This window comes from Bacillus sp. CH140a_4T (genome assembly GCF_008923725.1).
Lineage (GTDB): Bacteria > Bacillota > Bacilli > Bacillales > Bacillaceae_G > Bacillus_A.
Map to the genome: position 1 here is coordinate 1,040,760 of NZ_WBPF01000013.1, position 17,440 is coordinate 1,058,199.

A 17,440-nucleotide genomic window follows, 5' to 3' on the forward strand; every position below is an offset into this window, starting at 1 on the left:
AAAGCAATTCATTCCACAAAAAAGGAGCTCACTCCCAAATAAGTGATCTCCTTTTTAAAAATAATTTTTCATGATATCGGCAATATAACCTTCACCGTAGTTCCAACCCCAACTTCACTTTCAAAACTCATTTTACCATTGTGGTCTTTAATAATTTTTTCTGTGACTACTAAACCTAAACCTGTTCCCGTTTCTTTCGTTGTGTAAAAAGCTTCATTTAGCTTCGGAATTTTGTCTTTTGGGATACCGCATCCTTCATCCTTAACTTGAACAATGATTGCATCTTCTACAGTCACTTTAATCGTAATCGTTCCGCCAACTGACATTGCTTCAATCGCATTTTTAATTAAATTAAAAAATACTTGTTTTAATCGTTTTTCATCACATGTAATCGATGGTATATCTTTACTATAAATACCTTGTATGTGCACTCCTTGCTTTAAAGCAGGCTTCCCCATAACTCGGATAACATAAGCGATAATTTCTTCTATACTATGAACTTCTGATTCTATTGATTTAGATTTCTCAAATCCACTAAGTTCTGTAGCGATTGTATGAATTCGTTCTACTTCTTGTTTCATAATATCACTATATATTTTATCCTCTGGATATTTAATCGCTTGCTTATTAACAAATTTATCTAAATTAACTAGAGGTCTTCTAATTTTGTAACCAATAACTGTAGCCATTTTCCCAACAGTTGCTAGCTTTTCTGTTTGTTGTATTTCTTTATCCATCATCTCAAGCGTACGAACGTAAGATTGAAACCTTAAAAACATAATCCAACATATGATAGTAAATACGCTATATAATGCCATCGGGATTAAAACGAGTGACGAGTGAATAATGATTCCTATAAGAGCGTATTTCCCAACAAGTATGCTCGGAACTAACCAAAAATATCTTTTATTCACAAAGAGTGGGGCAAATAAAATAAAAAATCCTTCTACTATATTTCCACCATCAAACTCAGCATCACTACCGTAGTAAATCATAAAATTATGGATAAAATCTAATAGGTTATATCCAATTAGAATAATATATTTCACTGCAAATGGATTCTTCCATTTCATGAAGTATACTCCAATACAAAACAAAATTACCATTAGAAAATAGAGCCATAAACCTAAACCATCTTCAAATTGTCCTACTCCTTCTTGCTCTCCTCCTATTAAAGGTACAATGAATTCGTAGGCAAGATCGTATACAAAAAATATAACAAAAAATAAACTTAAAAATATTTTCAATGCCTTTATTTCTTCATTTTTAAATATATCATCTTTATTCATATGGTAACTCCTAGCGTTTCTCCCACTTGTATTGCATTATTTCTACGTTGCTTCGGGAGCACGATATCTATTTTAGTTCCAATATCTCTTTCACTTGAAATATGTAATTCACCAAGATGCTGCTCAGTAACAAGCCGATTCGCTACCGTAAGTCCTAGGCCAATTTTATCTTGTTTCGTTGTATAAAAGGCCTCTTTAACACGAGCTAAATTTTCTTTCTTAATACCGTAACCATTATCAATTACACTTAGCATTACATAATCTTGTCCTTTGTTTTCTAACCGTAACTCTAATGTGCCACCTTGCTCCATTGCCTCCAGAGCATTTTTTATGACATATAGAAAGACTCCTCTTATTTTCCGCTCATCACATTCAACTTCTATCTTCTTTTCTTCCACATTAGAAATAAACTGGACGCTAGATTCATTCATTTTTTCGCGAACAATTGTTACTGCTTGTAATGCAATTTCACCTATATTATGTTTCTTATAAACAGAAGGTTTACATGTAGCAACTTCCATTAACTCACTTATCATATTATTCATATTTTCTATTTCAAAAATCATCTGTTTGTAAATAGGGTCCTCCCCATGCTTCTCTCGTTGTAATTGCGTAAACCCTTTTAATGAAGCAAGTGGATTTTTAATTTCATGTCCCACTGTCGCTGCCATTTTTCCGATTACTGCTAATTTTTGTGATTCACTAGCAATCTTAATACTTTCCTTTACCGCTGAAAGGTATTGTATAAATCGATTTAAAATGATGTATGCCGCTATTAATACGAGTGTATACATAATGAGGAACATAAACCCTTTTACTTCCTTTAATACAAATAAATAAATAACATATTTCCCTACAATGGTCGAAAGTAAAAAAACAAAATATTTTTTATTTAAAAATATAGGTACAAAGAAGATGAAAATAATTTCTATTATATTTACTCCATCAAACGCCGCCTCATTATAAAGCATATACGAAAGTATATTAACGATTTCTATTCCTATGTATGCAAATACACATGTATATTTAACAAGGCTCGCTTTCTCTTTTTTTATTAAATATACATTCACACCGAGTATTGCAGTTCCGCAAATAAATTGCCATAGTATACTATGTCCCTTATCCGTTAGCGATTTATTCTCTAATACGATTGCGTAGAAAATTTGGTATGAAACAACAATGACATATAGCACCCATAAAAAAATCTTTGCATTCCTTTCTTCTTCTTTATATGATAGAAAACTTCCTTTCACTTCAACACCCCTTCAAAATAATATCTCGAAGAATACCATTTATTATAATAAATGATTTTCATAGACAAACAAAGATAAATCGAACATTTGAGGAAAATCATCCCAATAAAGCAAAGCATCTTCAGACTATATATAAGCATAAAAGCTATAAACAATAATACGTATATTATGGGAGGTGTTTTATATGGACGGCAAAAAAAATAAAAAAACAGAACAACTGGAATCCTTCACCCGTGAGAATGAAGGAAAGAAAATGACGACAAATACAGGTGTCACAATTTCAAATGATGAAAACTCTTTAACCGTTGGCGATCGTGGTCCTACCCTTCTAGAAGATTTCCTAATGCGAGAAAAGCTTGCTCATTTTGATCGTGAACGAATTCCTGAAAGAGTCGTTCACGCACGTGGATACGGTGCACATGGTATATTCGAGCTATATGAATCTTTAGAGGAGCTAACAATGGCCCACTTTTTACAAGACCCTTCAAAAAAAACACCCCTTTTTGTTCGATTCTCCGAAGTGGCTGGATCAAAAGGGGCGAATGAAACCAATAGAGATGTACGGGGGTTCGCTGTTAAATTTTATACAGAAGAAGGAAATTTTGATTTAGTAGGAAACAATATTCCCATTTTCTTCATTCAAGATGGCATTAAATTCCCTGATCTTATTCACGCCCTTAAACCTGAACCGCATAATGAGATTCCACAGGGACAAACAGCACATGATACATTTTGGGACTTCATCGCCAATAACCAAGAATCCGCTGCGATGATGATGTGGATTATGTCTGATCGTACCATTCCAAAAAGTTTTCGAATGATGCAAGGGTTTGGTGTTCATACATTCCGCTTAGTGAATAAAAATGGAAAGTCGCGATTCGTAAAATTTCACTGGAAACCGAAGCTCGGCATTCACTCATTAATTTGGGATGAAGCTCAAAAATTAGGTGGTGCTGACCCAGATTACCATCGCCGTGATTTATGGGAAAATATTAATGCTGGAAACTATCCTGAATACGAACTTGGCATTCAAATTTTAGAAGAAGAGGATGAATTTAAATACGATTTCGATATATTAGATGCGACAAAAATTTGGCCTGAAGAAGATTTCCCCGTTAAAATCATCGGAAAAATGACATTAAATCGCAACGTCGAGAATGTATTCGCTGAAACAGAGCAAGTCGCACTTCATCCTGGAAGTATCATCCGCGGTATTGATTTCACCAATGATCCGCTCTTACAAGGTAGGCTCTTTTCTTATACAGACACCCAATTGGCACGCGTCGGTACAAATTATCAAGAATTACCGATTAACCGTCCGGTATGTCCATTTCACAACAATCAAAGAGATGGTGCGTCTAAATATATAATTGATAAAGGAAAAATCGCTTACCATAATAATTCCTTAGCAAATAACACGCCTTACACTGTCCCCGGTACAAAAGGTGGATTCGTTACATATCCTTCTACTGTATCAGGGCATAAAACGAGAGAAACAGCCGCCAGTTTCAAAGATCATTTCTCTCAAGCACGTTTATTTTGGAATAGTATGAGTAACGTCGAAAAAGTTCATATTATGCAAGCCTTCTCCTTTGAATTAGGAAAAGTAAAAAGTAAATCCGTCCGTCAACAAGTCGTAAATATGATTGGACATATTAGTACTGAATTAGCTACGTTAGTCGCTGAAGCGGTCGGAGCAAAAGTCCCAAATATCCAAGAATCGAGCGTTACGAAATCATCCCCAGCACTCAGTATGGCAAATACGACATTTAGTCCTAATACATTACGAGTAGGTGTCATTGTTGCAAATGGATATGACGGACAAAACGCGCAATATATACTAAATCAATTCAAACAAGTTGGGTTGCAACCAGTGATCGTTTCCGAACGATTAGGTATTGTACAAGGAACGCAAAATGTACGTTGGGACGTGAATGATACTTTTTTAACAGGATCCTCACTTCTTTATGACGGGCTACTTCTTATTGGAGGAAACCTCGATGAACAGTTTCTTAATAAAGCGAGTTCATTTGTCGTAGAATCATATAATCATTTTAAGCCAATTGGTGCCTTCCAAAATGGATCTACTGTTATTCAATCTTTAAATATTGAAGGAAAGCCTGGTGTCTTACTAGAACAAAATCCTACGCTCCTGGCGAATGAATTTATTAAAGCTATGACGAAACAACGCTTTTGGGATAGAGCATATGAATAGAATAGGATAGGAGGATAATTGATGTTTGTTACTACCGAGAAAGATGTGCATATTTTTGTGCAAGACGTTAATCCCGGACCCGGTAGCAAAACCGTGTTCTTCGTCCATGGCTGGCCTTTAAATCATCAAATGTACCAATATCAACTCAATGTGTTACCACAACACGGTTTCCGCTGCATCGCTATGGATATACGCGGAAACGGGCAATCTGATAAACCTTGGACTGGTTACACATACGATCGTTTAGCAGACGATATCGCCATTGTTCTAGAAGCACTTCAAGTCGAAAATGCTACATTAGTCGGGTTTTCAGTAGGTGGTGCTCTTTCTATTCGGTACATGTCTCGCTATAATGGTCACCGTATTTCTAAACTTGTATTAGTCGATGCCGTTTCCCCCTCTTTCGTTAAAAATGAAGAATCTCCCTATGGTGTCCCAAAAGAACAAGCAGATACCCTTATTAATCAAATGTATGCCAATCTGCCTAAATTTTTAAATGATGTATCTTTATCATTTTTCAATAGAAATTTAGGGTCTGCTACGTTAGAATGGTTTTCTTATCTCGGTATGCAGTCTGCTTCCTACGCTCTCATCAAAATATTGCAAGCAGCCGCAAATGAAGACGTAACGAAAGATTTAAGTAAAATTAACGTCCCAACAAAAATATTCCACGGTGTTCACGATCAACTTATCCCATACAAAAGCGCTGAACTCACGCAAAAGCGGATTAAAAATTCTCAGTTACACCCTCTTACAAATAGCGGTCATGGCTCTCCAATCGATCAAGCGGATGAATTAAATGAAGAACTTATAAAGTTTTTGAATTCATAAAAAGTCTATGCCAAATCGTATGATAGGAATGCAGTTTTTGAAAAGACTAAAATTCACATATTTCTCACAAATCAATCAATAAAACGGTTACATTATCATTTATACTAAATGTACAGGTAATACTCCCTAACCCCAGCTTGTCTGGTTACCCCGTTAAATACTATAAAAAAGAACTTGTATCGTTATACAAGTTCTTTTTGTTTTTCTATTTAAAAAGTATATCTTTACTATACTGCTTTCCAGCAAGTAAATCATATTGGATCATTTTATATTGCTCTAACATTTCTTTTTGTTTCTTTGTTAAATCTGTTATCTCTTCTCCATCTTTATTAACCTTTAACTCATCTCTAAGAACCGGTATTTCTTTATGCATTTCCGATAAAAATTGATAAAACGGTGATTGATTTAGTCCTGCATAATCCAAAACAAGATTAGAAAAATAAATTGGGCTTACTAAACCTAGGTTGTCATTTGGCAAATCGAAATTTGCATACATTAACAATGGCGTTTCTGACATAAGTAATCTTTCTCTTACTGTCTCTTCATTTTCTATATATCCTGCTTCTTTATAAATAGACTTATTCGTTCCTAACATAGGCAAATGGTCTCCAAAGAATACTAATAAAGTAGGCCTGTCTAAATCATCCAGCTGCTCGATTAAATATTGCAACGCTTCATCAGACAATCTTACCCCTTCTGTATATGCTTCTAACTCTGCCTTTGATTCCTCTTCTGTTAATCCACTAATCTCTATTTTATTTTCTCCAAACATATTTGGCGTATATGGAAAATGATTTTGCATCGTCACTGCATGAATAAATGTGGGTTGTTTTCTCTTATTTAATTCATCTATGATTTCTTTACTCATAGATAAATCACCAATGTTGTCTCCCACTACTTCTTTATTTTTCATCGTATCTTCTGCATTAAAATTATCAAATCCCAACGTTTTATATACATCTTCACGTTTATAAAACGATCGATTAAAAGCATGAATCGCACTTGCATAATACCCTTGTTTTTTCAATTCACTTGCAATAGATGGCACTTCTTTCTGGCTTGGAATAGCTTGTTGATATGGTATAGACCCAGGCATTAAAAGACTCATCGAGTAACTCGTTAACGCTTCAAATTCTGTATTCGCTGTATTTCCTCCAAATGTAGGAGCTATCGTTTGGCCTCCTGGAAAATTCTCCATATAATGATGTAAATTTGGCACTGGATCTTCGCTAAATGACAGATTTGTTAATTTTGTCGGATCCCAGAATGCTTCACTCATAATAAATATAATGTTCGGCTTCTCTGCTTTTTTTTGCGCTTTTACTTTACCGCCATATTGTTTTTCTATATCTTTTGCAATTTGCTGCATATTTTCCTTTGAATACTTCTCTGGCTCTTTAATAACTGTCGTATCTAAGTTACTTAAAAATCCAATAACAAAACCATTCACCTTATAATTTGTAGCTTGATTCCACGCACGGATGTCTACCCCAGCTTTTGTAAATATATTATTCATAAAGGTAGTAGGATAGTTACTATATGCATACAACATAAACGCAGAGCCACATATGAAAATAACCCTCATAATAATATGTGATTTTATAACTGGAATATACTTTCGTATATACATAACTACAAACACAATCAAAACAATGCTAATTATTGTAAAAGATATAGTCCTAAAACTGAAATAATCCATAACCATTGGTATAACGGAATCCATATGACCAACCTGTGTGAAATCAGACGGATAAAATGGTTCTCCTCTAAAAATGAGCTTAAAATGATTCACCATCACAAAAATAATTAAAACTAAGCTAGTTATCGTTGTACTTAAGAAAACTCTTCCAAGCAAATTATATGCAAAAACGTATACCATATAAATAAATAGCAGGCTTAATATATACTGGCCATATTGTAAATACACCCATGCATTTACTGCTATAAGACTCATATCTTCCTGCACGATGATATACATCCAATTCATTGTATGAGCAATTAAAAATAATACGACATAAACTCGAATAGCCGGCCTAAGCTTATGACCAATACCTTTATTTAAATGAATGATGTACAGTAGTACACCCCACAAAATAATAATGAGTATACTTAGCTGTATTGTTCCATTGAAAAATTCTTTAGTTCTCTCAAATTCGAAAGACCTTAACATAACAAACAATAGCGTTTCTAAACAGATCGCCCACATTCCACTAAGAATGATAGAAATTAATAGATTATTTCTCGGTTGCTGAGCCGAAAAACTAAAATGAAATTCATCTCTTCTTCGTCGCTGTGTAAAAACATTAAAACGCAATTTATTCCCTCTTTCCTTTACCCCTTCGTCTCGCATCCACAAACATATTGTCATATACAAAATAACATATTTGTATACAGCTAGTCTCCCTATGTGCTTGTAATATACACATGTATCCTTAATTTCCCCTTAAAAAATACAACTTTTTCATCTCTTCTATATTCTAGTAGCATAATAAATGAACTATAATTCATGAAAATATTACCATAAGAAAAGAACCTACCAACACTGACAGGTTCTCCTTCATTCTAACAGACGTGGGCATACGTATTATATAAGAGAATACATCCATACTTTCCATATAATACATACAAGTACGATAACTACAAAATCAAAAAGATCTAATCTCGGGCCCTTTTTCATATTCATCTCTAGCCACATATGAATCCATTTTATTTCTGTATATTTTTGAATGTTTTTCTTTGCAAATCGGTAAACGAGTACTTGCATTATAAAAAATCCGACTACGAAAATGAACAATAAAATGAGAAAATCGACCACAAAATTCCTCCCTATTTTTGCAGCGATTTTTCTACTATTTGATTTCTCAAAACCCACTCTTCAAATTGAGCACTTCCAAATTCCCAGCTAAGATCGCGAGCATGTACAGAAAAAACGTAATGACCAGCATATTCGTCCATAAATCTACCTGTCTCGATTTCATCTTTCTGAAGACCATATGCACCAAAATTAAAATACACATCCCATACGTCTTCATTCTTCCTTTTATAAGCAATCGATTCCATATCACATTCTGCTCCGAAATAATCAAGATGTAAATGTACGCTATCATCATATTCGTACTCCATTTTATCACCCCTTATATTTGTACTTCTTTATCACCCAAAAAATTCCTGCTATCTATACTCACATATGGGCACTTACCTACATATCATGCTTGTAGAGTGACTTCTAGGAGGTGTCATATAGTGAAAAAATTAATAGCTGTTTTTTGTATCATGTTACTAGCTGTTTTCACATTTGCTGCTTGCAGCAGTAAAAAAGAAGGTACGAAAGAACAAACGCAAAACATTCGCATCGGCGAAGTTACCCATTCTCTCTTCTATACCCCGTTATATGTCGGGATTGAAAAAGGATTTTTTAAAGATGAAGGATTAAATATCGACCTACAAACAACAGCTGGCGGAGATAAAACGATGACCGCCCTATTATCTGGCGGCATTGATATTGCTCTCGTCGGTTCAGAAACGTCCATTTACGTTCATCAACAAGGTGCAAAGGACCCTGTCATTAACTTTGCACAACTTACACAAACAGATGGAACCTTTTTAGTTTCGCGTAAAAAATTAGACTCTTTTAATTGGAATGACGTAAAAGGTGTTACGTTTTTAGGACAGCGTAAAGGCGGCATGCCGCAAATGGTTGGGGAATACGTTTTAAAGAAAAATGGTATTAATCCTCATAAAGATACGAACTTAGTTCAAAACATCGAATTTGCTAACATTGCAAATGCCTTTGCATCTGGTACTGGGGAATTTGTACAGCTCTTTGAACCAACTGCAAGTATATTCGAAAAAGAAGGAAAAGGATATATCGTCGCTTCGTTCGGAAATGAATCTGGTACTGTTCCGTATACAACATTCATGGCAAAAGAAAGTTTCTTAAAGAAAGATAAAGCTGCTGCTGAAAAATTCACACGTGCTCTCTATAAAGCACAACAATGGGTTGATACACATAGTCCAGAAGAGATTGCTAATGCCGTTTCTCCATTATTTAAAGACACTTCAAAAGACATTACAGTAAAAGTAATTGAACGGTATAAAAAACAACATTCTTATGCGACAAATCCGCTATTAGATGCTGAGGAATGGAAACAGCTCCAAACGATTATGAAAGAAGCTGGCGAATTACAAAAAGAAGTTCCACATGAAGCGCTCGTCAATACAAAAATTGCCGAAAGCGTTATTAAGAAATAGAGGCGAAGTGTATGAGCTTTTTACAAATACGTAACGTTTCTCACTGCTTTTTCGCAAAAGAGAATGCCAAACTGATTCTCGAAGATATGAGCTTACAAGTGGAAGAAGGCGAATTTATTTCTATACTCGGTCCAAGTGGTTGCGGCAAAACGACACTCCTCTCCATTATTGCTGGGCTACTTGATCCAATTGAAGGTATCGTCTTTTTAGATGGTGAGCCCATTACAACAAAAACCTCATCTATGGGGTACATGTTGCAGCAAGATTACTTGTTCCCTTGGAAGACAATTGAAGAAAATATTATGCTTGGACTTCACACCCGAAAAATTTACAATGAACAGACGAAAGAACATACTTTACAGCTTTTAAAGCAAGTCGGTCTACATGATGTAGAAAATCAATATCCTCGTGAACTGTCCGGCGGTATGCGTCAACGTGCCGCTCTCGTTCGAACGTTAGCGACCGATCCGAAAATTTTATTGCTAGATGAACCTTTTTCGGCTCTCGATTATCAAACAAAGTTGAAACTAGAAGATCTCGTCTTCACATTATTACGTAACTTTAAAAAAACGTCACTACTTGTAACACACGATATTGAAGAAGCCATTGCAATGAGTGATCGTATTTATTTACTACAAGCGAACCCTGGAAAAATCGCAAAAACATTTATCGTCCCAGAAAGCATCCGTTCCTTATCACCGTTAGAATCACGCCACCACCATGATTTCCCAAACCTCTTCCAAGATATATGGAAGGAGCTGGAGCGCCTTGGATAATATAAAGCAACTACATGAACAGTTTCGGAAGGAAGAGCGTAGGCGCGCATGGTTAGCACGCTCACTGCAGCTTTTACTGCTCATTCTTTTCTTTGCACTATGGGAAATAGCTAGCAAAAAAGAGTGGATTGATCCTTTACTCTTTAGCTCTCCTTCAAGTATTTGGACTCTCTTCCTTAGTAAATGGCTTGACGGTTCGCTTTGGGTCCATATATGGACGACATTACTTGAAACAGGAGTAGGTTTCATTCTTGGAACAGTGCTCGGGGCTATTATCGCTACTTTCCTTTGGTGGATGCCACTTCTCGCCCGTGTACTTGATCCATATCTCGTCGTCCTAAACGCCATGCCAAAAGTGGCACTTGGACCTATTATCATCGTAATCTTCGGCCCAAATATTTCTTCGTCGATTGCAATGGGCGTAATTATTTCCATCATCATTACCATTCTCGTTATTTACAGCGCATTTCAAGAAGTCGATTCTAACTATATAAAAGTGATGGACACATTTGGCGCAAATAAATGGCAATGTTATAAGCAAGTCGTTCTCCCTGCATCCTTCCCAGCAATTATTTCAACGTTAAAAGTAAACGTTGGGTTATCATGGGTCGGTGTTATATTTGGCGAACTTCTCGTCTCTAAACAAGGTCTTGGTTACTTAATTAGCTACGGATTCCAAGTTTTCAACTTCACGCTCGTTTTACTGAGCGTACTACTCACCTGTGTCCTCGCAACACTTATGTATGTGTTTGTTGAGGCATTTGAAAAACTTCTAATTGGAAAACGAAAAAGAAGCTGACTTAGGACGATAAACTATAGTCAGCTTCTTTCTTTACCTTTTATCACACATCTTTGTTTCATTTGTAACGTTGCCATCCGCAACTGTAACTGTATGGAAACAATCTTTCACACGTACTGTAACGACATTTTCTTTTCGATCTATTACATGATAATCATCATACTTTTTATTTAATGCACTACGAATTTGCTCTCCTTCAAAAATCGGAAAACCGTGAGACATTACCCAAATGAGACCAGCAACCGCAAGAATCGTTTTCATACGTTTCATTACCTCCTTGAGAGTAAACTTATAGTCCCTACAATATGCGCATTATAATTGTGTCTAATTTGTGACATTTTTATACTAATTCTATTTTATAGCTCTAGTTCCTTCTTCTTTTTAACAAAAAGACAGAATTTTCAATTTTATCAACAAAAAAACGCAAAGAACTAAAATTCTTTACGTTTTCTTAGTTAAATTATATAACTCGCATTAGTGTCCACTTTGCTGTTCTATCGTTTTCGAAACATCATATAATCCCGACAACACTTCCGCTCTCATTTTTACAAGCTCAGGGAACTGATAGAAAAACGCAATTTTTTTATACTTTAACTCCGATCCTTCTTTCACCTTTTTTGAATCTTGCAAAATAAATGCTGTAAACGTATCTGCAATATCTTCCGCTACATTTGTCGTGCCATACTGTGATACAAACTCCTCATGCTTTTCTTTAAAAAATTCAATTTGAGTTTCTTCGCTTTCTTCCACTTTCTTTTCTGTCCACTCCTGCTCAATGTCCTTCCAGAAAGAGTTATAAAATTGATTAATATAAGATTTCTCCTTCGCACATCCCTCTTGTAAGAAGAGAGTTTCACAGTTATTTCGGTACATTGAAATATCTTTATCTTCTTCAAAAGCCTTTACATAGTTTTCATCGACTGGTATTTGCTTATGCCCGAGCGTCAACACGTGAGCCGTCTCATGAATTAATGTTTTCATCACTTCATCGATATTTACCGCCGAATCAAGCGTATCTAAGCTAAGAACCCAATCTTTCGGATCTTCCATACTAGGCATAACATGGGCAACAACACCGTCATAACCGTCCGTTATTAAATCAAATTCTGTTATATTCCCGCGATATTTAGCTGGAATGAGGGTGTGGTACATATCCCATAAGTCTTCATGATACCCTCTATCTTGACGTTGTTGTAGCACCTCTTCTTTCGCTTCTTTATCCTCAGCGAATACTTTATTTAAACGTTTCCGTTCTATTTTTTCAAAATAAGGATCTACAATTTCATCACCATCAATATAATAAGAAGCTAAAAAGAAATAATTTTCATCATCTTCTTTTTTCTGTTCTGCTTCTTTCATATCCGCACTTTCATGCTCTTCTATATCATAATCTTCTACTGCTTCAAGCTCAGATAATCCATCTATTTTTTCATATACTTTTTGCAGTTTATTATCTCCTATTTCCACGCATTCTTCTTCTGTCTTACAAATTTCTTTTTCTTTCACGCTCTTCATAGAACTATCGCATCCTGCTATTAAACCCATTGCGACGATAACTCCTACTAACTTACCATACAGTCTCTTCATACAAGCCTCCATTATTCCATTCTACAAAAATATCATAATCATTTTTTGACGAATATGCGATAATTAATTATGAAAACTGTAAGGAGGTTTCTCATGATTCGAGCAGTCTTATTCGATTTAGATGGAACACTATTAGATCGGCGCCAATCTCTAGAACAATTTATTTACGATCAATATAATCGCTTCGCCTCTCACTTAATGAACATAGAAAAATTCGAGTATTGTTCTCGATTTCTTGAACTTGATAATAATGGATACACCTGGAAGGATAAAGTATATGCTACTCTCCTTTGCGAATACAATATTACCACTTTAACGCCAGAGCAACTGCTGCACGACTACATTACAAATTTTCAACATCATTGTATTCCTTTCCAAAACATGCATGAATTACTTCAACTTTTAACACAACAAAATATTAAAATTGGCATTATTACAAATGGCTTTACTGACTTTCAAATGAACAATCTCCGCGCACTAAACATACATACGTATGCAAATACAGTTCTCGTTTCCGAAGCGGAAGGAATTAAAAAACCACATCCTGAAATTTTCGAACGAGCTTTGCAAAAGCTAGACGTTAAGGCCGCAGAGTGTCTTTACGTTGGAGATCATCCAGAAAACGATGTGCTTGGTTCTGAACGAGTAGGAATTCTTGGTGTGTGGAAGAGAGATTTGTTTTGGGGTGACTTTGAACATTCGCGTGTGGTAGACGATCTATTAGAAGTTCTTTCATTTTTAGCTGTGGAAGTAAAACATTACAATAGTAAATAGATTATATCAGCGATTTTTACAATATATCGACTTACCGACAAAAAATGACAATGACAAAAGGAGATCACTACTCTAGCGCCTCCTCTTCCTTTATGATTCATATACTGTAAACTGTGGTTTGCTTGGGTGATCTTGAACTAGCGCATCATCTGGAAACTTTGAAACCTTTTGATATAGGGCAATATCACCTATACAACCTGCTGTTAGTAAAATTCCTAAAAATGAGAGTGGCTCCAGATTCATAGCTAATCCCAATACAATTGGCAAAATTCCAGTTGGTAAAAACGGCAGCATTAACACTTTCTTCATTTGCTTTACTGTAATCGCCTGTTTAGAATGCGCATATGCAACACCTAATTTCCAATTAACGCCCCATTTTAGCTCACTCCATGGAATGCCTCCGATATAGCGAAACCCTATTAAATGTATCGCTTCATGAATACAAATGAGAACAAGCATTGTAATAATAAAAAGAAATATAGTTGGTAACGTAAATTCCAATTGAACCCCGTCTGAAAGAAATGCATGCAAAAAACTAATTCCAAATGCTAAAACAAATATGATAAGAAATGCATAGATATTTAATTTAACCATCGAAATAGTAACAGTCGTTTCTTTTCTTTTATCCATCTTTCCCCTCCTGAAATGTAAATATATCTTTACAAAATTGCATAATATTCCAAAAATAATATAAAGATATATTTACATTTATTGTTACACACAAAAAAAGAAACCGGCCACTTTACTTCGTAAAACAGCCGATTTCTTCTATATGTTTCATCGTGCGCGCCAATACATCGTCGCGCATTATAAAGCTAAATTTTCTATCCGTTTTAATGTTGTCAGGAATGTCTGTTAATAAAACAGAGCCTTTCGTTTCTTCGTAATGCGTATGTTCTTCTACCGCACTAATTGTTGCAAAATAAATGTTTTTAATGATTATTTTGTCTTTTCCAGATACTTTATATTGTCCTAAGTAAGTTAAATCAGAAACTATGCCGCCGGTTTCTTCATGAACCTCTCGAACTGCCGCTTCTTCCGGTGTTTCCCCGAGTTCCACTTTACCACCTGGAAATTCAAGACCGCGACGTAAATGATGTGTTAATAACCATTGATCCCCATACCGGCATACAACCCAAACATGCTTTGGCTCAGGAGAAAATGGATAACGTTCAAACGATAATTGTACAGTGTTGTGGTAATAATCTTTAAATTTGTACATGCCATTACTCCCCTATTGATGGTTACAAGTTTTTCCTACCACAAATTGTAGCATATTCTCGCTTTTCTGCATAATATTATCCAATTATAATCCATTGATTATTCCCATTTGCGCGACTAATTCTTTCGTCTCATGATTTCCTAAATCGTAAATCATTTTATATGCTTTTTGTAGTTGTTCATCATATCGGTCATTATTTGAATCGTGATGATACTCAACAAATGGAACGTGAGAACGTACAAATGAACCTAAATCCTCTACATATGCTTGATCAAAGTACTCTCTTAACTCCGTAATTTCCTCATCACTTGCGGAAATCTCAAAATTATACGTATCCGCCGTCTTCACTTGTGAAATTTGACCATTTCCTATTGATATATAATATGTTTTTTTCTGCGCCATGTAACACCCTTCTTTCATCCTTTTAATTTCTATTGTTTTCATCAATTACAAAATTATGTAAAATAAAGAAAAGGAGGGATTTCATGTTCAAAATATTAATTATCGGTATTATCATCGTCCTAGTCATACTAGTGCTCTCCGTCATGACGATTAATAAAGGCTATGCATATAAACATTCTATTGATAAACCAGAAGATAACCCTTATGCAAAAAATAATAAGGAGAGTTCATAATATGCTTCGTGTATTTCGTATTCTAATCGCACTCACTGTAATAATTATGTCCGCAATTGGACTCTATACAGGTCAAAATAACTTTCTACCAATTTCACAATTTCTATTAGGAGCTTTACTATGTCTCATTGCAATTGAACAAATAAAGAAAAAAGATTCAGGAACAGGCTTTATTTGTATTACTGCTGGAGCTTTCTCTTGGATTGTCCTCATTATTACCTACATAAAGTGAAACTTTAATCAGTGGAGATTTTGTTCATCCCCCACTGATTATTAGTTGAACCAATCGGGCTTTAACGGGCAGCCCGACCCCCACCTAACTTCTTTGCTTTCGCTGAATTTTGAGGTGGGGGTCTTACTGCCCGTTAAATGCGGGATAAAATAGAAGGAGGAGACTTTATGTTAAAAGGAGCTCGAATTACTTTTTCACTTATCGCCTTATCTATCGCAATCTATGGTTTTATTAGCGGTAACAGAGAAATTATTATGCCTTACATGTTCATTTTCTTAGGGGCTATGGCTTTCACTATAGGGATGGAAGAAATAAAAAAGCATAGACAATCCAGCAGCATACTCGCTTTTATGTCTGGAGCTGGTGCTTTACTTCTTGGCTTCTCAGAACTATTTCGGTAAATTATTTATTTAAAAGGAGGGCTACAATGCTAACTGGGTTACGGATTTCTTTAGCACTTCTCATGCTTCTCGGACTCGCTCTGTGCACTTATGCTTTTTTTACCGATAATTTCACACTTCTCCCCTACATGCAATTCGTCCTTAGTTGTAGCTTTATTCTTCTAGGAATGAATGAATTAAAATCCGGACGGAAATCAATGAGTATTCCGTTTTTTTTTGTTTCTGGCCTTATATTCTTTGTTTTAATATCGAACTACTTTCGCTATATGTAGAGTGAAACTGTAAGCAATTTAACAATTATACTTGTTTTCTCTCGGTAACTATTTTTTCTACTAAGGAGGGCTAAAATACATATTAGACAAATACAACTCATCATCGTTTTTATTACTTTGATCTTATGTTTATACAGCACATTTACAATGAACTTTCAAATCTTTTCACCTATCATTTTGCTCCTCTTTAGTTTATATGGCATTTTAGTAGGAATTGAGACGATTCAAAAACAGCAAAAACAAATTGGAGCTATTAGCACCGGTTTAAGTCTTTTTACGATTATTTTTGTTATTCCATTTATACTGTTCTTTTAAAGGAGGATTACATGTTAAAAAATATTCGAATTATAATAGCCACTATCGCTCTTTCTCTTGCCCTATTTAGCTTCTTTGCAAACTTCACCATCCTTTTACCTTACGTCTTTATCCTTTTAAGTATTATGTTTATCCTTTTTGGAATTGATGAAATAAAAGAGCGGCAAAAAGCAAAAGCATTTGTTTATTTTGTTGGTTCCGCCTTTGTTTTATATGTTGGGGTGTCTACTAGTATACTTTCATAAAAAAAGAAGAGCATGTTTCGCTCTTCTTTAACTCACCATTTTCAACCCAATAATCGTCCCCATAATTCCAACGATACAAATAATCCGAAAAGCATTTTTCGGTTCTTGAAAAAATAAAATACCGACAACCGCTGCCCCGAGCGTCCCAATTCCAGTCCAAACTGCATATGCGATTGATAATTGAATTTCTTGCAGTGCCATCGTTAAAAATTGAAAACTAATAATAAAGCCACCTATTAAAATAATATTATTCGTCCAATTATTATTTTTTGCTACTTTCTTTATCCCAATTACACCGACGATTTCAAAAAGCCCAGCTATAATTAAATACATCCACGCCATT

At 35.2% G+C, this 17,440-nt stretch carries 22 protein-coding genes; 11 read left to right on the forward strand and 11 right to left on the reverse strand.

Annotated features, from left to right (window positions below):
* Positions 1-68: 68 nt before the first annotated feature.
* Both F8162_RS14255 and F8162_RS14260 read right to left on the reverse strand, forming a co-directional pair.
* Positions 69-1,289: an ATP-binding protein gene (locus F8162_RS14255; RefSeq protein ID WP_151631653.1), complete on the reverse strand. Its 1,221-nt coding sequence runs from the start codon at positions 1,287-1,289 to the stop codon at positions 69-71.
* Positions 1,286-2,542 carry an ATP-binding protein gene (locus tag F8162_RS14260; RefSeq protein WP_151631654.1) on the reverse strand — a complete coding sequence of 419 codons (1,257 nt, stop codon included), beginning with the start codon at positions 2,540-2,542 and terminating at the stop codon, positions 1,286-1,288. Before F8162_RS14260 ends, F8162_RS14255 begins: the two co-directional genes overlap by 4 nt.
* Before the next feature lie 184 nt (positions 2,543-2,726).
* On the opposite strand from F8162_RS14260, the gene F8162_RS14265 reads away from it, so the two are divergent.
* Positions 2,727-4,757 carry a catalase gene (locus tag F8162_RS14265; protein ID WP_151631655.1) on the forward strand — a complete coding sequence of 677 codons (2,031 nt, stop codon included), beginning with the start codon at positions 2,727-2,729 and terminating at the stop codon, positions 4,755-4,757.
* A gap of 21 nt (positions 4,758-4,778) precedes the next feature.
* Positions 4,779-5,588 carry an alpha/beta fold hydrolase gene (locus tag F8162_RS14270; protein ID WP_151631656.1) on the forward strand — a complete coding sequence of 270 codons (810 nt, stop codon included), beginning with the start codon at positions 4,779-4,781 and terminating at the stop codon, positions 5,586-5,588.
* Between the two features lie 205 nt (positions 5,589-5,793).
* Here F8162_RS14270 and F8162_RS14275 read toward each other — a convergent pair whose 3' ends face one another.
* From F8162_RS14275 to F8162_RS14285, 3 genes are all read right to left on the reverse strand, one after another.
* The gene (locus F8162_RS14275; protein ID WP_151631796.1) at positions 5,794-7,938 is read right to left on the reverse strand and encodes an LTA synthase family protein; all 2,145 of its coding nucleotides are present in this window, start codon (positions 7,936-7,938) and stop codon (positions 5,794-5,796) included.
* Between the two features lie 234 nt (positions 7,939-8,172).
* Positions 8,173-8,403 carry a hypothetical protein gene (locus F8162_RS14280; protein WP_151631657.1) on the reverse strand — a complete coding sequence of 77 codons (231 nt, stop codon included), beginning with the start codon at positions 8,401-8,403 and terminating at the stop codon, positions 8,173-8,175.
* 11 nt (positions 8,404-8,414) lie between these two features.
* Entirely contained in the window at positions 8,415-8,711 is a 297-nt protein-coding gene (locus F8162_RS14285) for a DUF3986 family protein (RefSeq protein ID WP_151631658.1), read from the reverse strand.
* Between the two features lie 120 nt (positions 8,712-8,831).
* On the opposite strand from F8162_RS14285, the gene F8162_RS14290 reads away from it, so the two are divergent.
* The 3 genes from F8162_RS14290 to F8162_RS14300 are packed head-to-tail and all read left to right on the forward strand — an operon-like array spanning position 8,832 to position 11,414.
* Entirely contained in the window at positions 8,832-9,839 is a 1,008-nt protein-coding gene (locus F8162_RS14290; RefSeq protein WP_151631659.1) for an ABC transporter substrate-binding protein, read from the forward strand.
* Positions 9,840-9,850: 11 nt separating this feature from the next.
* Positions 9,851-10,615, forward strand: coding sequence for an ABC transporter ATP-binding protein (locus F8162_RS14295; RefSeq protein WP_151631660.1), 765 nt, complete (start codon positions 9,851-9,853; stop codon positions 10,613-10,615).
* Complete coding sequence (locus F8162_RS14300) at positions 10,608-11,414, forward strand: ABC transporter permease (RefSeq protein WP_151631661.1); 807 nt, start codon at positions 10,608-10,610, stop codon at positions 11,412-11,414. The genes F8162_RS14295 and F8162_RS14300 overlap by 8 nt, the downstream gene beginning before the upstream one ends.
* 33 nt (positions 11,415-11,447) lie before the next feature.
* On the opposite strand, the gene F8162_RS14305 is transcribed toward F8162_RS14300, so the two are convergent.
* The gene (locus F8162_RS14305; RefSeq protein ID WP_000849118.1) at positions 11,448-11,675 is read right to left on the reverse strand and encodes a hypothetical protein; all 228 of its coding nucleotides are present in this window, start codon (positions 11,673-11,675) and stop codon (positions 11,448-11,450) included.
* A 213-nt stretch (positions 11,676-11,888) separates the two neighbouring features.
* A complete protein-coding gene (locus F8162_RS14310) occupies positions 11,889-13,001 on the reverse strand; it encodes a recombinase family protein (protein ID WP_151631662.1) in 1,113 nt (370 codons plus the stop codon).
* A 93-nt stretch (positions 13,002-13,094) separates the two neighbouring features.
* Between F8162_RS14310 and F8162_RS14315 the strand changes: the two genes are divergently transcribed.
* Positions 13,095-13,775 (forward strand): HAD family hydrolase, encoded by a 681-nt coding sequence (locus F8162_RS14315; protein ID WP_151631663.1) that lies wholly within the window; start codon positions 13,095-13,097, stop codon positions 13,773-13,775.
* A 90-nt stretch (positions 13,776-13,865) separates the two neighbouring features.
* Here the strand turns inward: F8162_RS14315 and F8162_RS14320 are convergent, their stop codons facing one another.
* The 3 genes from F8162_RS14320 to F8162_RS14330 all read right to left on the reverse strand — a co-directional run bounded on the left by F8162_RS14320 (position 13,866) and on the right by F8162_RS14330 (position 15,399).
* Positions 13,866-14,405 carry a DUF3267 domain-containing protein gene (locus F8162_RS14320; protein WP_151631664.1) on the reverse strand — a complete coding sequence of 180 codons (540 nt, stop codon included), beginning with the start codon at positions 14,403-14,405 and terminating at the stop codon, positions 13,866-13,868.
* Positions 14,406-14,517: 112 nt separating this feature from the next.
* Complete coding sequence (gene mutTA, locus F8162_RS14325) at positions 14,518-14,997, reverse strand: antimutator 8-oxo-(dGTP/GTP)ase (RefSeq protein ID WP_000276386.1); 480 nt, start codon at positions 14,995-14,997, stop codon at positions 14,518-14,520.
* A gap of 84 nt (positions 14,998-15,081) precedes the next feature.
* Positions 15,082-15,399 carry a hydrolase gene (locus F8162_RS14330; protein WP_151631665.1) on the reverse strand — a complete coding sequence of 106 codons (318 nt, stop codon included), beginning with the start codon at positions 15,397-15,399 and terminating at the stop codon, positions 15,082-15,084.
* Between the two features lie 83 nt (positions 15,400-15,482).
* On the opposite strand from F8162_RS14330, the gene ytzI reads away from it, so the two are divergent.
* The 5 genes from ytzI to F8162_RS14360 all read left to right on the forward strand — a co-directional run bounded on the left by ytzI (position 15,483) and on the right by F8162_RS14360 (position 17,097).
* Positions 15,483-15,632, forward strand: a complete 150-nt coding sequence (ytzI, locus tag F8162_RS14335) for a YtzI protein (RefSeq protein ID WP_151631666.1) — start codon at positions 15,483-15,485, stop codon at positions 15,630-15,632.
* Position 15,633: 1 nt separating this feature from the next.
* Positions 15,634-15,864 (forward strand): DUF3953 domain-containing protein, encoded by a 231-nt coding sequence (locus F8162_RS14340; protein WP_151631667.1) that lies wholly within the window; start codon positions 15,634-15,636, stop codon positions 15,862-15,864.
* A gap of 167 nt (positions 15,865-16,031) precedes the next feature.
* Complete coding sequence (locus tag F8162_RS14345) at positions 16,032-16,265, forward strand: YczI family protein (RefSeq protein WP_151631668.1); 234 nt, start codon at positions 16,032-16,034, stop codon at positions 16,263-16,265.
* 347 nt (positions 16,266-16,612) lie between these two features.
* Positions 16,613-16,852, forward strand: coding sequence for a hypothetical protein (locus F8162_RS29325; protein ID WP_151631798.1), 240 nt, complete (start codon positions 16,613-16,615; stop codon positions 16,850-16,852).
* Between the two features lie 11 nt (positions 16,853-16,863).
* Positions 16,864-17,097, forward strand: coding sequence for a YczI family protein (locus F8162_RS14360; RefSeq protein ID WP_151631670.1), 234 nt, complete (start codon positions 16,864-16,866; stop codon positions 17,095-17,097).
* A gap of 27 nt (positions 17,098-17,124) precedes the next feature.
* On the opposite strand, the gene F8162_RS14365 is transcribed toward F8162_RS14360, so the two are convergent.
* Positions 17,125-17,439 carry a DMT family transporter gene (locus tag F8162_RS14365; protein ID WP_151631671.1) on the reverse strand — a complete coding sequence of 105 codons (315 nt, stop codon included), beginning with the start codon at positions 17,437-17,439 and terminating at the stop codon, positions 17,125-17,127.
* Between the last annotated feature and the right edge of the window lies 1 nt (position 17,440).